Annotated in this window: 13 protein-coding genes; 7 read left to right on the forward strand and 6 right to left on the reverse strand. The window is 71.2% G+C overall.

What is annotated here, in order from left to right; all coding sequences use genetic code 11:
- Positions 1 to 210 precede the first annotated feature (210 nt).
- On the reverse strand, positions 211 to 1,425 hold the full coding sequence (locus G3I60_RS30680) for a pyridoxal phosphate-dependent aminotransferase (RefSeq protein ID WP_138352147.1): 1,215 nt from the start codon (positions 1,423 to 1,425) through the stop codon (positions 211 to 213).
- 89 nt (positions 1,426 to 1,514) lie between these two features.
- Here G3I60_RS30680 and G3I60_RS45830 point away from each other — a divergent pair, with 89 nt between their 5' ends.
- Positions 1,515 to 3,668, forward strand: coding sequence for a P-loop NTPase fold protein (locus tag G3I60_RS45830; RefSeq protein WP_343241338.1), 2,154 nt, complete (start codon positions 1,515 to 1,517; stop codon positions 3,666 to 3,668).
- A 2-nt stretch (positions 3,669 to 3,670) separates the two neighbouring features.
- Here G3I60_RS45830 and G3I60_RS30690 read toward each other — a convergent pair whose 3' ends face one another.
- Together G3I60_RS30690 and G3I60_RS30695 are read right to left on the reverse strand one after the other, a co-directional pair.
- The gene (locus G3I60_RS30690) at positions 3,671 to 5,293 is read right to left on the reverse strand and encodes an amidohydrolase family protein (protein WP_164608025.1); all 1,623 of its coding nucleotides are present in this window, start codon (positions 5,291 to 5,293) and stop codon (positions 3,671 to 3,673) included.
- A 54-nt stretch (positions 5,294 to 5,347) separates the two neighbouring features.
- Positions 5,348 to 6,625, reverse strand: a complete 1,278-nt coding sequence (locus tag G3I60_RS30695; protein WP_164295376.1) for an amino acid deaminase — start codon at positions 6,623 to 6,625, stop codon at positions 5,348 to 5,350.
- A 257-nt stretch (positions 6,626 to 6,882) separates the two neighbouring features.
- Here G3I60_RS30695 and G3I60_RS30700 point away from each other — a divergent pair, with 257 nt between their 5' ends.
- The 4 genes from G3I60_RS30700 (at position 6,883) to G3I60_RS30715 (ending at position 10,875) form a co-directional block, all read left to right on the forward strand.
- The gene (locus G3I60_RS30700) at positions 6,883 to 8,043 is read left to right on the forward strand and encodes a sugar kinase (protein ID WP_343241335.1); all 1,161 of its coding nucleotides are present in this window, start codon (positions 6,883 to 6,885) and stop codon (positions 8,041 to 8,043) included.
- Entirely contained in the window at positions 8,040 to 8,801 is a 762-nt protein-coding gene (locus tag G3I60_RS30705; RefSeq protein WP_164295375.1) for an IclR family transcriptional regulator, read from the forward strand. Before G3I60_RS30700 ends, G3I60_RS30705 begins: the two co-directional genes overlap by 4 nt.
- Positions 8,798 to 9,232, forward strand: coding sequence for a RidA family protein (locus tag G3I60_RS30710; protein WP_138352143.1), 435 nt, complete (start codon positions 8,798 to 8,800; stop codon positions 9,230 to 9,232). Before G3I60_RS30705 ends, G3I60_RS30710 begins: the two co-directional genes overlap by 4 nt.
- 158 nt (positions 9,233 to 9,390) lie before the next feature.
- Positions 9,391 to 10,875, forward strand: a complete 1,485-nt coding sequence (locus G3I60_RS30715) for a GntP family permease (RefSeq protein ID WP_138352142.1) — start codon at positions 9,391 to 9,393, stop codon at positions 10,873 to 10,875.
- 53 nt (positions 10,876 to 10,928) lie between these two features.
- Here G3I60_RS30715 and G3I60_RS30720 read toward each other — a convergent pair whose 3' ends face one another.
- The 3 genes from G3I60_RS30720 to G3I60_RS30730 form a co-directional block, all read right to left on the reverse strand.
- Positions 10,929 to 11,582: a hypothetical protein gene (locus G3I60_RS30720; protein ID WP_164295373.1), complete on the reverse strand. Its 654-nt coding sequence runs from the start codon at positions 11,580 to 11,582 to the stop codon at positions 10,929 to 10,931.
- Positions 11,579 to 12,880 (reverse strand): hypothetical protein, encoded by a 1,302-nt coding sequence (locus G3I60_RS46565; RefSeq protein WP_164295372.1) that lies wholly within the window; start codon positions 12,878 to 12,880, stop codon positions 11,579 to 11,581. Before G3I60_RS46565 ends, G3I60_RS30720 begins: the two co-directional genes overlap by 4 nt.
- A 111-nt stretch (positions 12,881 to 12,991) precedes the next feature.
- Positions 12,992 to 13,294 (reverse strand): hypothetical protein, encoded by a 303-nt coding sequence (locus tag G3I60_RS30730; protein ID WP_164295371.1) that lies wholly within the window; start codon positions 13,292 to 13,294, stop codon positions 12,992 to 12,994.
- A gap of 94 nt (positions 13,295 to 13,388) precedes the next feature.
- Here G3I60_RS30730 and G3I60_RS30735 point away from each other — a divergent pair, with 94 nt between their 5' ends.
- Complete coding sequence (locus tag G3I60_RS30735; protein WP_164295370.1) at positions 13,389 to 13,889, forward strand: hypothetical protein; 501 nt, start codon at positions 13,389 to 13,391, stop codon at positions 13,887 to 13,889.
- A gap of 149 nt (positions 13,890 to 14,038) precedes the next feature.
- Positions 14,039 to 16,705: a YfhO family protein gene (locus G3I60_RS30740; RefSeq protein ID WP_164295369.1), complete on the forward strand. Its 2,667-nt coding sequence runs from the start codon at positions 14,039 to 14,041 to the stop codon at positions 16,703 to 16,705.
- The last annotated feature ends 44 nt before the right edge of the window (positions 16,706 to 16,749 follow it).

Below are 16,749 nucleotides of genomic sequence, written 5' to 3' on the forward strand. Positions count from 1 at the left end.
GATGCGGGAGGCTGCCCGGTGGCGCGGCGCGCCCGACCGGTAGGCACCCCGACCAAGACCGTCTGCCGGACGGACCGATGCCAACCCTCACGCCGAGGGCCCGGTCACGACTCACGTCGTGACCGGGCCCTCGGGTGTTTTCCGGCGGGGCAGGCGAGCAGCCGGAGGTTGTGCCGGCCGCGGCCGGCACAACCTCCGCCGGCGCGAGCGTTACGGCTGGCTGTAGCCGTCCAGGAAGCGGGCGATGCGCGCGCACGCCTCCGTCAGGTCGTCGGCGTACGGCAGGGTCACGATGCGGAAGTGGTCCGGCTCGTGCCAGTTGAAGCCGGTGCCGTGCACGACCATGATCTTCTCGGCGCGCAGCAGATCGAGGACCATCTGCCGGTCGTCCTTGATCTTGTAGACGTTCGGGTCCAGCCGGGGGAAGAGGTAGAGCGCCCCCTTCGGCTTGACGCAGGTGACGCCCGGGATCTGGGTGAGCGCGGCATGCGCGGCGTCGCGCTGCGCGAGCAGCCGGCCGCCGGGCAGGACGAGGCTGTTGATCGACTGGTGGCCGCCGAGCGCGGTGGCGATCGCGTGCTGGGCCGGCATGTTGGCGCACAGCCGCATGTTGGCCAGGATCGTCAGACCCTCGATGTAGCTGGAGGCGTGCGACTTGGGACCGCACACCGCCATCCAGCCGCTGCGGTACCCCGCCACCCGGTACGCCTTCGACAGCCCGTTGAACGTCAGCGTCAGCAGGTCGGGGGCGATGGCCGAGGTCGGGGTGTGGGTGGCGCCGTCGTACAGGATCTTGTCGTAGATCTCGTCGGAGCAGACGATCAGCTTGTGGCGGCGGGCGATGTCCGTGAGGCCGCGCAGCATCTCGTCGTCGTACACCGCACCCGTCGGGTTGTTCGGGTTGATGATGACGAGGGCCTTGGTGCGGTCGGTGACCTTGCGCTCGATGTCGGCGAGGTCCGGCATCCAGTCGGCCTGCTCGTCGCAGCGGTAGTGCACCGCGGTGCCGCCGGCCAGCGAGACCGAAGCCGTCCACAGCGGATAGTCGGGCGCCGGGACCAGCACCTCGTCGCCGTCGTCGAGCAGCGCCTGCATCGACATCTGGATGAGCTCGGAGACGCCGTTGCCGAGGTAGACGTCGTCGACATCCAGCGGGATGCCCTTCGTCTGGTAGTGCTGCATCACCGCCCGGCGCGCCGAGAGCAGGCCCTTCGCGTCGCCGTAGCCGTGCGCGTCGCCCAGGGTGCGCAGCATGTCCTCAAGGATTTCGGGCGGGCACTCGAAACCGAAGGGCGCCGGATTGCCGGTGTTGAGCTTGAGGATGCGGTGGCCCGCCGCCTCGAGCCGCATCGCCTCTTCGAGGACCGGGCCCCGGATCTCGTAACAGACATTCGCGAGCTTCGTGGACTGGATCACCTGCTGCATGCCCGTCACCTTACGGGCGCGTACGGCTGCCCGCCCGGTGTTTTTCGCCACGTCGGGACGGCCGGAGCCCGCGCTGCCACACTGACACGGTGGCATCTCCCCCCTCCTCATGGCCTCCGTACTCCCTTCTCAACGACGAGCCGGTGTCCCACAGCGACCGGGATCTGCTGGGCGCGGGACGCGCCGCCGAGCAGCTCGCCGGGCTGCTGGTCGCCTCCCGGGGCTCCACACCGTTCACCCTGGCGGTCGACGCCGGGTGGGGGACGGGCAAGAGCAGCCTGATGCGGCTGGTCGACGCCCGGCTGGGAGAGACGCCGGGCGTACAGACCGTCTGGTACAACGCCTGGACCTCCACCGGCGACGACGCCCTCGAAGGGCTGATCAAGTCCGTGCTCACGGGCTTCGACAAGCGGGTGCTGCGCCGCGGCCTGGACCGCGTCACCCGGCACCGCTCGCTGATCAAGGTGCTGCGCGCGCTGACCCTGCTCATCGCCGGGCCGCTGGGGATCGCCGCGATGACCGACGAGCTGTGGAAGTCGATGAACCTCGACGCCAAGACGCGCAACGACATGCGCGAGTCGATCCGGGACCTCGTCCAGGACTGGGCGGACGGCGACCCGCAGCTTACGGAACAGCGGACGCTCGTGGTCTTCATCGATGACCTCGACCGCTGCTCGGAGGAGACCGTCCTCGCGGTCTGCGAGGCGGCCAAGATCTACCTCGACGTGCCCGGGATCTCCTTCGTCATCGGCTGCGACCGCTCTGCGATGGCGCCCAACGGACTGCTGCGCGACATGTCGCCGGACGCGGCCGCGTTCATGGAGAAGATCTTCCAGACCAGTTACCGCATCCCGGTGACGGACAGCGAGGGGATCCAGGAGTACGTCCGCTGGTGTGCGGAGACCGCCGGCATCAGCCGCTACCTCGACGCGGGCCTGACCGACCTCCTCATCGAACGCTCGGGCCGCAACCCGCGCTGCATCAAACGACTGGTCAATGGCTTCGTCCTCGAAGCCACCCTGAATCCGATGTGGCGGGAGTTCGGGCCGGGAGGCGTCATCAGGACGCTGCTCCTCCAGTACTTCTATCCGGACTTCTTCCGGATGATGACGGCCCCTTCGGGGGCGTCGGACGGGGATGTGGTCACGGAGTTCCGCACGTACCGGGAGCTGCGCACGGCCGTGCGCAGCCCTGCCGAGGACATCCTGCCGGACGTCCACGACCGGTTCGAGGTCTTTGTCGCCGCTCATGACGGGGTATTGCCGCGGACCGATCGCAACCAGTGGCGGCCGGGACTCCTGCCCGAACTGGAACAGCAACTGCCCAGCGGTTTCCCGGCACTGGCCGTCGACCCGGCGTTCAACTCGCTGATCGACGAACTGATGGGGCTGCCGGAATCAGCGGAGCTGGTCCGGCGGTTGCGGCAGGGCGCGCCGGACCGGAGTCTCGCGACGGCGCCGACGGCGTGGCGCCCCGATGGCACCGGCGGTCTGCCGGACTACCCCGACCCGTACACCGCGTATCCGCCGCCGGCGTACGGCGTGCCCGCCTACGGCCAGCAGGGTGGGTACGGCGTGCCCGCCTACGGCCAGCAGGGTGGGTACGGCGTGCCCGGTTACGGCCAGCAGGATGGATACGGCGTGCCTGCCTACGGCCAGCAGGGGGGTGCGTACGGCCTCACCTTCGACCAGCAGGGTGGGTACGGCGTGCCTGCCTACGGCCAGCAGGGTGCGCCGATTCCCGCGCAGCACTCGCCGCAGGTATTGGGGCGGCAGCCGTCGGGCGGGCAGCCACCGGCCAGGCCGGTGCCGCCACCCGATCTGCCGTTCGCGGGGATGGACATCCTCTGGATCGACGATCACCCGGGGAACAACGAGAGGGTGTCCGTGCGGCTGACCGCATACGGGGCGGTGGTGCGGGAGATCTCCGACGAAGAGGAGGCCGACCGCGAAATCGCGCTCCGGGAGCCGACGTTGATCATCTCCGGTGCCTCCCGGGATGGCGACGCTGACGCCGACGCGGGACTGCATCATGTCCTGCGACTGCAGAGGGACGGCACGTACACCGGGCCAGTGATCTTCTTCACGGGACGGGTCACGCCGGAGCGGGAGGCCGTTTCGGCACTTCTGGACGCTGTGGGGATCACCAACGACCCCGAGCGGCTCCATGCCCTCGTCCACGTCGTGGCCCGGCGGCTGCGCCGGGCAGCGCGCGAGCTCGGGTTGAGACCCTTCCGACCGTAAGGTCAGGCCCGCCGCCCCGCCGGCTCCCGCCGCACCGAGCGGCCCGCCAGCACATCCGTGCGCCGCCCGTCCTCGATGACGAAGCGGCCGTCGATGAGGACGTGCGGGATGCCCGTCGGGAGGACGCGGGGGGCGTCGAAGGTGGAGCCGGCGGCCACCGTCGCCGGGTCGAAGAGCGTCAGGTCCGCGCGGTAGCCCTCGCGGACCAGGCCCCGGTCGGGCAGTCGCAGCCGGGCGGCCGGGCGGGAGGTGAGGTGGGCGACGCACTCCTCCAGGGTCAGGATGCCGAGCTCGCGCACGTACTTCCCCAGGTATTCGGGGAAGGTCCCGTACGCACGAGGGTGCGGTTTGCAGCCCATCAGGATGCCGTCGCTGCCGCCGGTGTGGACCCGGTGCCGCATGATCGCCCGGACGTTCTCCTCGTGGCCGACGTGCTGCAGGATCGTCGATCCCAGCCGGTCGTTGATCAGCAGGCGTCGGGCCGTCACGAACGGCTCCTCGCCGCGTTCGGCCGCGCTGCGCGCGATGGTCCTGCCGACGCAGCCCGCGAGTCCGGGATCGCTCACCCCGGAGATCTCGATCGTCGACCAGTCCATCGGCACGCCATGGCAGCCGTCCGCCCCGTCGACCTCCATGACGTGGCGGATCTTCTCCGCCGTCACGTCGTCCCGCAGCCGCGCGAGGGTCGCCTCCGGGCCGCCCTCCGTCGCCCAGCTCGGCAGCATCGCCGCGAGCGTCGTGCAGCCGGGGAGGTAGGGGTAGGTGTCGAGCGAGATGTCGGAGCCGGCGTCCAGAGCCCGGTCCAGCAGCGCCAGCAGGTCCGGCGCCTTTCCCTTGTTCACACCGAAGTTCATCGTGGCGTGCGCCAGGTGCAGGGCGCAGCCGGCGTCCCGGGTCAGTGCCACCATCTCCTCGTACGCCTGGAGCGCGCCCGCCCCGTACGAGCGGTGGTGCGGGCAGTAGTAGCCGTCGTACGCCGCCACCACCCGGCACAGTTCGGTGAGTTCGGCGTCCGACGCGTACATCCCGGGCGTGTACGTCAGCCCGGACGACAGCCCGACGGCGCCCTGTTCCAGCCCCTCCGCCACCAGCCGCTTCATCGTGGTGACCTCGGCCGCCGTCGCCGGGCGGTCCTCCCAGCCCAGCGCCAGCATCCGGACCGTGCCCTGCGGGACGAGATAGGCGGCGTTCACCGCGATGCCCCGGTCCAGCCGGTCCAGGTACTCGCCGACGCTGCGCCAGTCGAAGTCGATGTCCGAGCCGTCGCCGTTCCAGCCGGTGATCTGCGCGCGGACCTCGGCGAGGGTGCGGTCGTCGACCGGCGCGTACGACAGCCCGTCCTGCCCCAGCACCTCCAGCGTCACACCCTGCGCCGCCTTCGCGGAGTGGTCGGGGTCCCGCAGCAGGGCCAGGTCGCTGTGCGCGTGCATGTCGATGAATCCCGGGGCCAGGGCCAGGCCGCCGGCATCGACGACGCGGGTTCCGGTCAGCCGGATGTCCCCGAACCGCGCTGCGTCCTCGGGCCGGATCACGGAGATCCGGCCCGCGTCGATGCCGACGTCGGCCCGGTAGGCGGCCTCCCCGCTTCCGTCGATGACGCTCACGTCGCGGAACACGAGATCCATGCCGGTGCCTTTCCTGTGCTCGGTCTGCTGGACTGGGCGAAAGGGTTCAAGGGTCTAGAAGAAGGTGCGGATGTAGTCCGTGACCGTGCCGTCCGCCTCGACCAGCGGCAGCAGTTTCCACTTGTCGAACGCCGTGCAGGGGTGGGAGAGGCCGAGGCCGACCCATTCGCCGATCTCCAGGCCGGCGCCGGGTCCGATGGCGACGAACGCGTGCTGGTCGGAGAGGGCCGTCACTGTCAGCCCGGCGGCCGGCCGCAGCGCGCCGTCGGTGCCACGGACGACCTGGGGTTCCGGCAGCCCGAGGTCGAAGGAGGCGTCGCGCTTGCCGGCGTTGAGGAAGGCGAGCGCGCCTTCCGGCTTGGAGACGACCTGCGCCCAGAGCCGGAACGCCGGCTGGAGGGCGCCCTCCTGGGGGATGCGGTCGTGGAACGGGGTGATCTCGCGGTAGTGGCCGTCGTCATGGGTGATGTAGGCGCCGGAGCGCAGCAGCTTGAGCAGCGGCTTCGAGAAGTCCGTCGCCTCGACCGGCTGGAACACCTCGGCGACCGTGTCGAACCAGCCGCTGCCGCCCGCGCTGAGGATGATCTCGTCGGCGTCCGCGAAGCGCCCGGCGGCGTCGAAGTCCCGGGTGAGGGCGACGAGCCGGTTCAGCCAGTCCCGTACGGTCTCCTGGGTCTTGACGGGGATCTCGCCCTCGTACCCGGCGACCCCGACGAGCCGCAGATGGCGGGCCGCGCCGACCGCTTCGGCGACCTCGGTGGCGGCCGCGGCACCGCGTACACCGGTCCGGCCGCCCTCCTCGCCCAGCTCCACGACGACGTCGAGGGGGCGGGTGGCGTCCGCCAGTGCCGCGTCCATCAGTTCCACGCCGCGTACGGAGTCCACGTAGCAGGCGAAGCGGAAGTCCGGGTCGGCGGCGAGCTCGGCGGCGAGCCAGCGCAGCGCCACGGCGTCGACCAACTCGTTGGCGAGGAAGATGCGTTGGACGCCGAAGGCGCGGTACACCCGGACCTGCGTGGGGACGGCGGCCGTGATGCCCCAGGCACCGTAGGCGAGTTGCCGGGCGAAGAGCTGCGGCGCCATGGACGTCTTGCCGTGCGGGGCGAAGGCGAGCCCGTACTTCTCGGAATAGCTCTCCATCAGCGCGAGGTTGTGTTCCAGGGACTCGGCGGACAGCGTGAGCACCGGTGTGGTGAAGCCGCCGTCGAAGAGCGAGCGCCGCTCGGCCGCCAGCTCGCCGAGGGTCAGCTCCGCGGCGTCCGGCGGCAGACCCTTGAAGCGGTGGCCGACCCGCTCCTCGTGCAGCCGCTCGGTCGTCTTCGCGACGTCCATGGAACCTCCTGGAGAATCTCTGCGCGGACCTTCGCGTTGCAACATGTGCAACGTCCATTGCATGTCTTGCTTCCTGCTGTCTAACATCCCGGCAAGCACCGGGTCAACGGTGTGTGAAGCACCGGCCGAACCGGAACAGCGGTCCTCGCCGAACCGAACAGCACCCGCCGGCCGGCCCGGACAGCAACTGTCCGACAGCCCGGACAGCAACCGTCCGACCGCCCCACCCGACAGCCCCATGAGGAGCGAGAGCGACCGTGACCGCAGTCCCGAGCGGCCCGCAGTTCGACGTAGCGTGCCTTGGCGAATCCATGGTCACCTTCGTGCCCTCGCAGCCCGGCAGCCTCGCCGAGGTCCCCGCCTTCCACCGCGGGATCGGCGGTGCCGAGTCCAACGTCGCCTGCGCCCTCGCCCGCTCCGGTCACAGCGCCCGCTGGATCAGCCGGGTCGGCGGCGACGGCTTCGGCGAGCATCTGATCCGCGCCGTCGCCGCGACCGGCGTCGACGTCACCGCCGTCCAGCGCGACGCCGATCGCCCCACCGGCATCTACTTCAAGGAGCAGCTGGCGGACCGTACCGCCGTGCTCTACTACCGCGCCGGTTCCGCGGCCGCCGCCATGTCACCGGAGACCGTGCACCGCCGCGACGCCTGGTCCGGCCGCATCCTGCACCTGTCCGGCATCACCGCCGCACTGTCGCCCGAGTGCCGCGCCCTGATGCGCTCCCTCGTCACCCGCGAGCCCGGCCGGCCCCTCGTCTCGTACGACGTGAACTTCCGCCCGGCCCTGTGGGGCACCGGCGACGACCCCTGGCTGCTCGCCGAACTCGCCCGCGGCTGCGACATCGTCTTCGTCGGCGAGGACGAGGCGCAGGACGCCTGGGGGCTGGCCGACGCGGCCGCCATCCGCACCGCGCTCCCGGAGCCCGCCGTCCTCGTCGTCAAGCAGGGCAGCACGGGAGCCACCGCCTTCACGGGTGACACCGCGACCTTCGTCCCCGCCCTCGCCGTCGACGTCGTCGAACCGGTCGGCGCGGGCGACGCCTTCGCCGCCGGGTTCCTCTCCGCCACCCTCCGCGGCCTGCCCCTCGCCGACCGGCTGCGCCACGGGCACGTCATGGCCGCCGCCGCCCTCACCGTCCCCGGAGACCTCGGCACCCCGCCCGCGCGCGCCCACGCCGACGCCCTTGTCGCCCTGGGCGAGGACGCGTGGGGGACACTGCGGCTGGGCCCCGGATGGACGGATCGGGCCGACGGCACGGATCGGGCCGGCGGGACGGAACCGGCCGGCGGGACGGAACCGGCCGGGCAGTCGGAACCTGTCCGGCGGCCGGAGCCGGCCGGGCAGTCCGATCGGGCCGGGCAGTCGGAACCGGCCGGACAGACGGATCGGGCCGGACGGACGGAGAAGGACAGATGAGCCAAACAGTCGACCGCGCCCTGCGCATCCTGCCGCTGCTCGCGGAGGGACCCGCCAACCTCGAACAGGTCGCCACCCGCCTCGACGTCCACAAGTCCACGGCGCTCCGGCTGCTGCGCACCCTGCACGAACACGGCATGGTCTACCGCCAGGAGGACCAGCGGTACCGGCTCGGCGCCCGGCTCTTCGCCCTCGCCCAGCAGGCCATGGAGACGCTGGACGTGCGGGAGATCGCCCACCCGCACCTTCTCGCGCTCAACGAGAAGATCGGCCACACCATCCACCTCGCGGTCTACGAGGAGGGCGAGGTCGTCTACATCGACAAGGTCGAGAGCCGCTACCCCGTCCGGATGTACTCGCGGATCGGCAAGCCCGTCGCGATCACCGTCGCAGCCGTCGCCAAGCTGCTCCTGGCCGACCTCCCCGAGGCCGAGCGCCGCTCCATCGCCGAGCGCCTCGAATACCCCAAGTACACGGCCAGGTCGACACCCGACGCGGCCGCCTTCCTCACCGAGCTCCTGCGGGTACGTGACCAGGGCTGGGCCACCGACCTCGGCGGCCACGAGGAATCCATCAACTGCGTCGGCGCCCCCATCCGGGGCGCGGACGGCAGGATCGCCGCGGCGATGTCCGTCTCCGCGCCGAACGTCGTCGTCACCGCCGACGAACTGCTCAAACTGCGCCCGCTGATCCTCCGTACCGCGGAGGCCATCAGCCGGGAGTACTCAGGAAACACCGTTTCGAAGGACACCCCATGAGCGACAACTCCCGGACCCACGGGTCCCCCCTCCAGAAGACCGCCATCACCCCGGCGACCCACACCACCCCGCCCGCCCGGTTCTCGCACGGCGTGCGCAAGGGGAACCTGCTCCAGGTCGCCGGCCAGGTCGGCTTCCTGCCCGCCGTTGACGGCCAGGCCCCCACCCCCGCCGGCCCGACGCTCCGCGAACAGACCCTCCAGACGTTCGCCAACGTCAAGGCGATCCTCGAAGAGGGCGGCTCCTCCTGGGAGGACGTCATCATGACGCGCGTCTACCTCACCGACACCGCGCACTTCGCCGAGTTCAACGAGATCTACAACGAGTACTTCGCCGGCCTCAAGGAAGCGCCGTCGGCCCGCACCACCGTCTACGTCGGCCTCCCCGCCGGCCTGCTGATCGAGATCGACGCGCTGGCCGTCCTCGGCTGACGGTCCCCCCGCACCCCCCGAACCCCCGCACCCCCTGACACCACAGGTCTCCTTGCAGCACCGCACCACCAACCCTCAGCCGCCGCACGGCGCGGCGCCCGCACCACGGGCGCCGTGCCGCGGTCCCCCCTGCCCTCCCCCGAATACGGAGTCCCCACGTGTTCTCATCGCTCGCCACCCTCGCGGCAGACCCACCCCCACCGACGCCGCACACCGGCGGCCTCCTCCTGCTGATCCACGGCACGGCCGGACTGCTGACCGTCGCCGCCCTCGGCATCGGCCTGCTGCTCGTCCTCATCATCAAGGCGCGCGTCCAGCCGTTCGTCGCACTGCTCGGCGTCTCCATAGCCGTCGGCCTCGCCGCGGGTCTGTCCGTCACCGAACTCTTCGGCACGGTCCAGAAGTCCAGCGCCACCTCGCTCATCGAGACCGGCATGGGCGGCACCCTCGGCCACATCGCGATCATCATCGCGCTCGGCACGATGCTCGGCGCGATCCTGGAGATATCCGGCGGCGCCGAAGCCCTCTCCGCCCGCCTGCTCAACGCCTTCGGCGAGAAGCGCGCCCCGCTCGCGATGGGTCTGACAGGCCTCATCTTCGGTATCCCGGTCTTCTTCGACGTCGGCATCTTCGTCCTCGCGCCGATCGTCTACGCCGCCGCCAAGCGCGGCGGCAAGTCGATGGTCCTCTACGCGATGCCGCTCCTCGCGGGCCTCTCCATGACCCACGCCTTCCTGCCCCCGCACCCGGGCCCGGTCGCCGCGGCCGGCCTGCTGCACGTCCAGCTCGGCTGGGTCATCCTGATGGGCGCCGCCGTCGGCATCCCGTCCGTCATCGCCGCCTGGGTCTACGCCGCCTGGATCGGCAACCGCATCTTCGTCCCCGTCCCGCAGGACATGGTCGACGCCGCCGACGAGGCCAAGGCCGCCGTCGCCGCCGAACAGCAGGCCGCGGGCGTCACCCCCGTCGAGACCCCCGTCTCGCTCGGCACCGTCCTCGCCATCATCGGCACCCCGCTGCTGCTCATCCTGTGCGCGACGTTCTCTTCCATCGCCCTGGACCCGAGCACCGGCCGCTCGGTCATCGAGTTCTTCGGCCACCCCTTCGTGGCCCTGATGATCGCGCTCTTCCTCGCCTACTACCTGCTCGGCATCCGCCGCGGCTGGTCCCGCAAGTCCCTCGAAACCGTCTCGACGGCCTCGCTCAAGCCGGTCGGCAACATCCTGCTGGTCGTCGGCGCGGGCGGCGTCTTCGGCGCCGTCCTCAAGGGCAGCGGGGTCGCTCAGGCGCTCGCCGACGCCTTCGACAGCGCCGGCCTGCCGGTCATCGTCCTCGCCTGGCTGATCTCGGTGGTCCTCCGCGTCGCCCAGGGCTCCGCGACCGTCGCGATCGTCACCACCGCCGGAATCGTCGCCCCCATGCTCTCCGCCGGCGACTTCTCCCAGGCCCACCTGGCCCTGGTCATCATGGCGATCTCCGCCGGCTCCATCTTCGCCTCGCACGTCAACGACGGCGGCTTCTGGATGGTCTCCAAGTACTTCGGCATCTCCGAACGCGACACCCTCAAGTCCTGGACGGTCCTCGAATCCGTCCTCTCGGTGGCGGGCTTCGCGGTGGCCGCGTCGCTCAGCCTTGTTATCTAGGCGCGCGGTTTGGTGGATGGGGGTGGCCGGCCCGGCGGGGCCGGCCACCCCCATCAGTCGTCGGCGCCGGCGTCGGCGGGAATGTCGTCGGAAACCCCCGCCCACCACCCGTCCTCGTCATCCGCCCGCACCTTGATCCCGTGCACGAGCGCGTCGATGTCGGGCATCACCTGTCCGAGCCGCACGAGATCCCCGGTCGACGCGAACACGACGACGTCCACTGCGTGGTGCTCGTCGCGGAAGGCGTACCAGAGGTTGGCGACGATCTCGTTGCCGTCGAGCTCGACGTGCCCCAGGGCTTTTAGGCCCTCGCCGAGGTGGCCGGCGTGGAAGGTGTCCACTTGGGGTGGACGGAGGAGCTCGGGGTCCTGGGCGCGGACCAGGCGCTGGAGCGCGCCGCGCTTATCGCCTTCGGCGGGGCCGTAGGCGACGCTGACGTGAAGAGCTTGCTGTTTCAGGTCCCCAAGGAAGAGGTAGCTGCGCTCACCCATCGGGCGCTTGGCGTACACGTCGTAGGCGTGACTGAGGTACTTCGCCAGGCGGCGATTTGCTAGCCAGCGGTGGGGTTGCCCGCGCAGCGCGAGCACGGTCTCGGCTGACGACCGGGACCAATTGGTCTGGCTGCCCCACTCCGTGTCTACCCACGAGTTCCTTGGGGTGATCTCGACCCAGCTATCCAAGGGGTAGTAGATGTCTACCCAGCTCAATTGCGTGCTCCTGCCATGGCTGTTGGCGCCGAGTCCGGATCGACCCAGCTGGTATGGAACTTGAAGAACTGTTTCCCGTCGTCGTATTGGGCCAAGTTGGGCTTTCCGTCGAAGAGATCGCTGCTGCCAGCGCCTTTATCCGCCAGATCGGCGCCAGTGCCTACAGCGAAGGCCGCGGAATTCTTCACAGCACTTCGGTTGAGTCGTTGCGCCGCCGCTTGCACTGCTGGATTCGCCGAGTGCTTGGCAAGCTCGTGCGCGCCTACCTTCTCGGCAACAGCTGTGCTGCGGGAGCCACCTGCGCGCCAGATTTCTGCCTTCGAAACTTCCGGCACGTGTTGGGTGGGATAGCGGGCTGCAGCCCGTGCTTCCCGATTCATCTGCTTAAGTCTCCCTTCCAGGAACTGCCGTCGCGGCTTCGAAATGCTCCGGTTTCGCAGCTCGCGCGCGATCTCCTGCCGGGCTCCACTCTGTTCGGCCCGGGCCGCCGATACGGCGTCCTTCGCCGCCTGCCGCGAGGCAACCCGCGTGGCGTCCACGCCCGCCGTCACCCCCTGTTCCGCCGCCTTGCCCATGCGCAGCGTGAGGATCGCGACGATGTCGAGGCCGACGTCGGCCCACGTGCCGTTGCCGGTGGCGGCGAGGGCTGTGTGGACGAGGGCGGTGCCGTAGGTGGCGGCTTCGGCTCCGGCGATGGCCCAGGATGCGGCGAGGGCGAGCCAGGCGGGGGCGGTGGGGGCGCAGGCGATGAGGACGGCGGCGATGGCTACGACGGTGGCGATCCAGCCGATGATCTCGAGTGCTTCGTTGATCCAGGCGGCGTTGCGTTCGAGGAGGTTGGAGGTCCAGCTCCAGCACGAGTCCTCCAGCGAGTCGTCGAGGAGGTCCTCGATGGCGCCGGAGAGGCGGCGGGCGTCGGATTCGTAGTCGCCGACGGCGCCGTCGAAGGCGGCCTGTGCACGGATGAGTGAGGCGCGGGCGTGGTCGAGGTCGCTCTTTTGGGTGGGGGTGAGATCGGCTTCGGGGAGGGCGTCGAGCGGGGTGATGATGTCGTGCGCGGCGGTGGCGGCGCGGTGGGCGGCAGCGGTCTGGTGCTGGGCGTCCTCGACGGCTTCGGCCCAGGCGGAGATCTTGACGGCGACCGCCTCGTAGCGGTCGGCGACCTTGCCGAGCTTGTCGCGCAGGCGGTCCGCGCCGTCCTGGAGGGCGTCGGCGTAGTCGCCCTTCAGCCCCGTGCCGTCGGAGAGGGCGCGGAGCCGGGTGATCTGGGTGCGGATCTCGATGGCGGTGTCGGTCATGGTCCGGCGGCCGGTGCGGATGTCGGCGGGGGAGCCGGGGGTGGGGTCGGCGTAGGGGTCCTCGGTGCGCAGGGGGTGCCAGTCGCGGGGGCGGTGGGGCATCGGGAGGGCTCAGCCCTTCGCTCGGGCGGCGAGGTCGCGGTCGACGGCGGCGAAGGCCGCCTTCGTCCCGCGGACGAGGTTGAGGACTTGGCCGAGGTTCCAGAGGGTCTCTTTCCTGTTGTCCTTCCAGTTGTCGGCGAAGGTGTGCATGATCTCGGCCATGCGCGGGGCGCCCACGGCGTGGGCGAGGGCGTCCTGGGTGGCGGGGCAGCGCTGGAGGGCGGTGCGGATGGAGCTGAGGGAGTGCTCCGACGCGTCGAGGAGGCGGCCGTCGACCTTCAAGTCGGCAGCGCTGGTGCATGTGTTGGACATATGTCCGGACTCCTGTGGGGTTGTGTTCCTGTGGAACGATCTGACCGGGCATAGGTCACAGGCATGAACCGGCGGCGGAAAAGGGTGAGTTGTGATGGTTGGCGGATACCGGCTGGTGCTGCCGCCCGGCTGGGGGCGGATTCCGTTACGGGAGGGGACCGAGGACGCGATCCGGGGGATCGTGACGTCGGCCTTCGATGGTTCGCGCGGGGACGCGGTGGCTCAGGTGCGGGTCCGGCTGGAGGGCCGGCTGCGGGAGCTGGCGGTCAGGGCGCGCCGGGACGGCGCCGGGCTCGACCTCTACCTCCCCGTACGGCCGCGCGGCGGAGCCGCACCGGTGCCGGCGTCGTTCGTGGTGTCGGAGCTGGCGGTGGGCGGCAGGAAGGAGCGGCGGGAGTACGTCGTGGGCGAGGCGCGTCGGGTGGACTACGTGCTGCCCGTCCCGGACGTCCCCGGGCGCTGTCTGGCCGCCGCGTTCTCGACGCCGACGGCCGTGGCCGAGCCCCGGCTGGCCGATCTGATGGTGGAGCTGTTCGACGCCGTGATGGGGACTTTTCGCTGGTCGGAAGCGTCGGATGCGCCGCGGACCCGCTGACGGGAGACATCCGGGCGTTCTTCGGTTCCCCGCCCCGACGGAACGCGCGATGAACACCCACTGAAGCAGAGGCGTCGGGTGAACGGGCACTTCGGGTCAAGGGGCGCATCCGGTCTTCCGGCGGGTTAGCGTCCCCTTCGGAGGAAGCCATGCCGACGAAGGAAGCCGCCCTGAAAGGGGCCGGTGACAGCGCCACCAGTGATGCCGGCGACACCAGCGACACCAGCACCGCCACCGGGACCGGGGACCGGGGGTCCGCCCCCGCACCGCACATCCGCCGCCGCGCCACCGCCCTGGCCGCGTTGATCACGGCTCTGGCGTTCTGCGTCGGCGACGCCGTCGCGACGACCTTTCCGTTCGGACGCCACAGCCGGAGCGTCAGCGACCTGGGCAACCAGTTCGTGCCGTTCCACGCGCACCTGTGGGACCTGCTGCACGGCAGGGCCGACGGCGGGCTGCTCGTCAACTGGCAGTCCGGGTACGGCTCCAGCTTCCTTCCCGACCTCGGCACGTATGTGAGCAGCCCCTTCGCGCTGCTCGTCGGGCTCTTCCCGCGGGACGAGATCGACCTCGCGGTGTACGTGATCACCGTGCTGAAGATGGCGTCGGCGGGCGCCGCGATGGCGTTCCTGCTGCTGACGCTCCGCAAGGGCCGCTGGTGGACGGCCGGGACGCTCGGCGCCTCGTACGCGCTGTGCGGCTGGTCGATGGCCGAGGCGTCGTACAACCTCATGTGGCTGGACGGGCTCATCGCGTTCCCGCTGCTGTGCCTGGTCGGCGAGTGGGCGCTGACGAACCGGCGCCCGGTGCTCGGCCCGCTGGTCGTCGCCCTGGCCTGGACGGCCAACTTCTACACGGCGTACATGGCGACGATCGGTGCCGCGCTCGTCCTGCTGCTGCGGCTGCTGCTCGGCCGGGAGGACGTGCGGCGCAAGCTCGCCGTGCTGGGGCGGGCCGTGCTGGCGACGCTGCTCGGCATCGGGCTGGCGGCGCCGCTGATCCTCGTCGTGTTCAAAGCGACGAAGCTCGCGCACCCCGGCCGCGTCAACGAGTTCGCGCCGTCCGCCATGCCCGACGTGCTGGCGCGGCTGCTGCCCGGCACGTACACCTTCGGGACCCCGGCCGTCTGGGTCGGCACTGCCGCGCTGCTGCTCGCGCTGACCCTGCCGTTCAACACGGCGGTCGCCCGGCGCGAGCGGGCCGGCTGGAGTGCGCTCGTTCTCATCGTCCTGCTGTCCATGCAGTGGAAGCCCACGCACCTGGCCTGGCACGCGTTCGCCACGCCCAACGGCAGTTCCTACCGGCAGACGTTCGTGCTCTGCGGGGTGCTGGTCATCGCCGGCTGGCTGTCCCTCGCGCAGGGTGTGCCGCGGCTCAAGCCGCTGCTGGGCGGCGTCGGGCTGCTCGTGCTGGTGACCGCGATCGGAAGCACCAGCGTCGTCACGGAGTCCTGGACGGTGCCGTTGCTGGCGCTCTCCCTGACGGCCGTCCTCGGCAGCCTCGTGCTGCTGCGGTCGGTGGAGGCCCGGCGGCGTACCGCCCGCTGGGCGCCGGTGCTGGCAGCCGCGCTGCTGGTGGGCGCGCAGGTGGGGGAGTCGGCGGTCTCGGAGGCGTCGTACGACAAGGCGCGGCTCGGGCGGCTCGACGACTACGGGCCGTGGAGCCAGCGCCAGGACGTGCAGAGCGCCGCGGTCTCCCGGTCCGACGGCTGGCCCGCGTACCGGACGGATCCCGGCATCTGGCAGACGGTCGGCAACGATCCGCTGGTCGTCGGCGGGCAGGGCGCCCAGTACTACAGCAGCCTCACCTCGGAGGTCTGGGCGAGCACGCTGACCGCGCTCGGCGGCGGCTACTCCTCGCGCGGCCGGTCGCCGCGCAGCATCGACGGGCCGGTCACGGACGCGATCTTCTCGATCGGCGCCCGGCTGCACTCCAACCAGGACCCGTTCCGGCACCCGCTGCGCGGCCCGTACACGACGACGGTGTCGGTCTCGCGGATGGACGTTCCCCCGCTGGTGACCGTCCGTCCGGCCGGCGGACCGCGGTCCTACGGCGACAACACGTTCCGCAACCAGGAGGCGCTGCTCGGCGCCACCGTGTACACCGTTCCGCGGGTCGAGATACGCGACGCCGACGGCAGCGTGCCGAAGCTGACGCTGGGCGGCCAGTACGGGGTCAGGGCGCGCGAGGCGGGGAAGAGCGGGCCCACGCAGCTGCTGCGGGCGCACTGCCCGGCGGGCAGCGAGGTGTTCCTCTCGGTGCCGGACTTCGCCGGCCAGGGCGGGCTGCGCGGGGTGTCGGACGGGGTGCGCTTCGACGCCCGCCCGCCGCAGAACCGCGCGACCGTCCAGCCCCTGGGAACGGTGCCGGCCTCGGGCGATGTGCGGGTGGACCTGATAGCGCTGGGCGCCGGAGCGCTCCCCAAGGAGCCGATCGGCTGCCTCGACCCGGCGAAGCTCGCCGCCCGGGTGGCCGCGTTGAAGGCCACCGGTGCGACGCGGGTGTCGGTGTCCGGCAGCCGTCTGACCGCCGAACTGCCGCCCGGCAGCACGGGTGTCGCCGTGATCGCCGCCCCGGCGATCGAGGGGTGGAGCTGCTCGACGGGCGGCGCCGCCGCCCGGCCGGCCGGTAACCACCTGGGAATGCTGTCGGTCCCGCTGGACGGCACGTCGCGCACCATCAGCTGCGACTTCACCCCGCCGGGACTGAAGGCGGGGTCCGCGGTGGGCGGCGCCGCGGCGCTGGGGCTCTTCGCACTGGCCGGGTACCGGTGGTGGTCGCGCAGACGCCGTCCCACCGAAGCGGCCGCAGCATGACACCGCGCCCGCCGGGAGGCTGTGAGCCGTCCCGGGGGGCGCGG

Origin of the sequence: Streptomyces sp. SID13666 (genome assembly GCF_010548325.1) — a bacterium.
Classification (GTDB): domain Bacteria; phylum Actinomycetota; class Actinomycetes; order Streptomycetales; family Streptomycetaceae; genus Actinacidiphila; species Actinacidiphila fildesensis.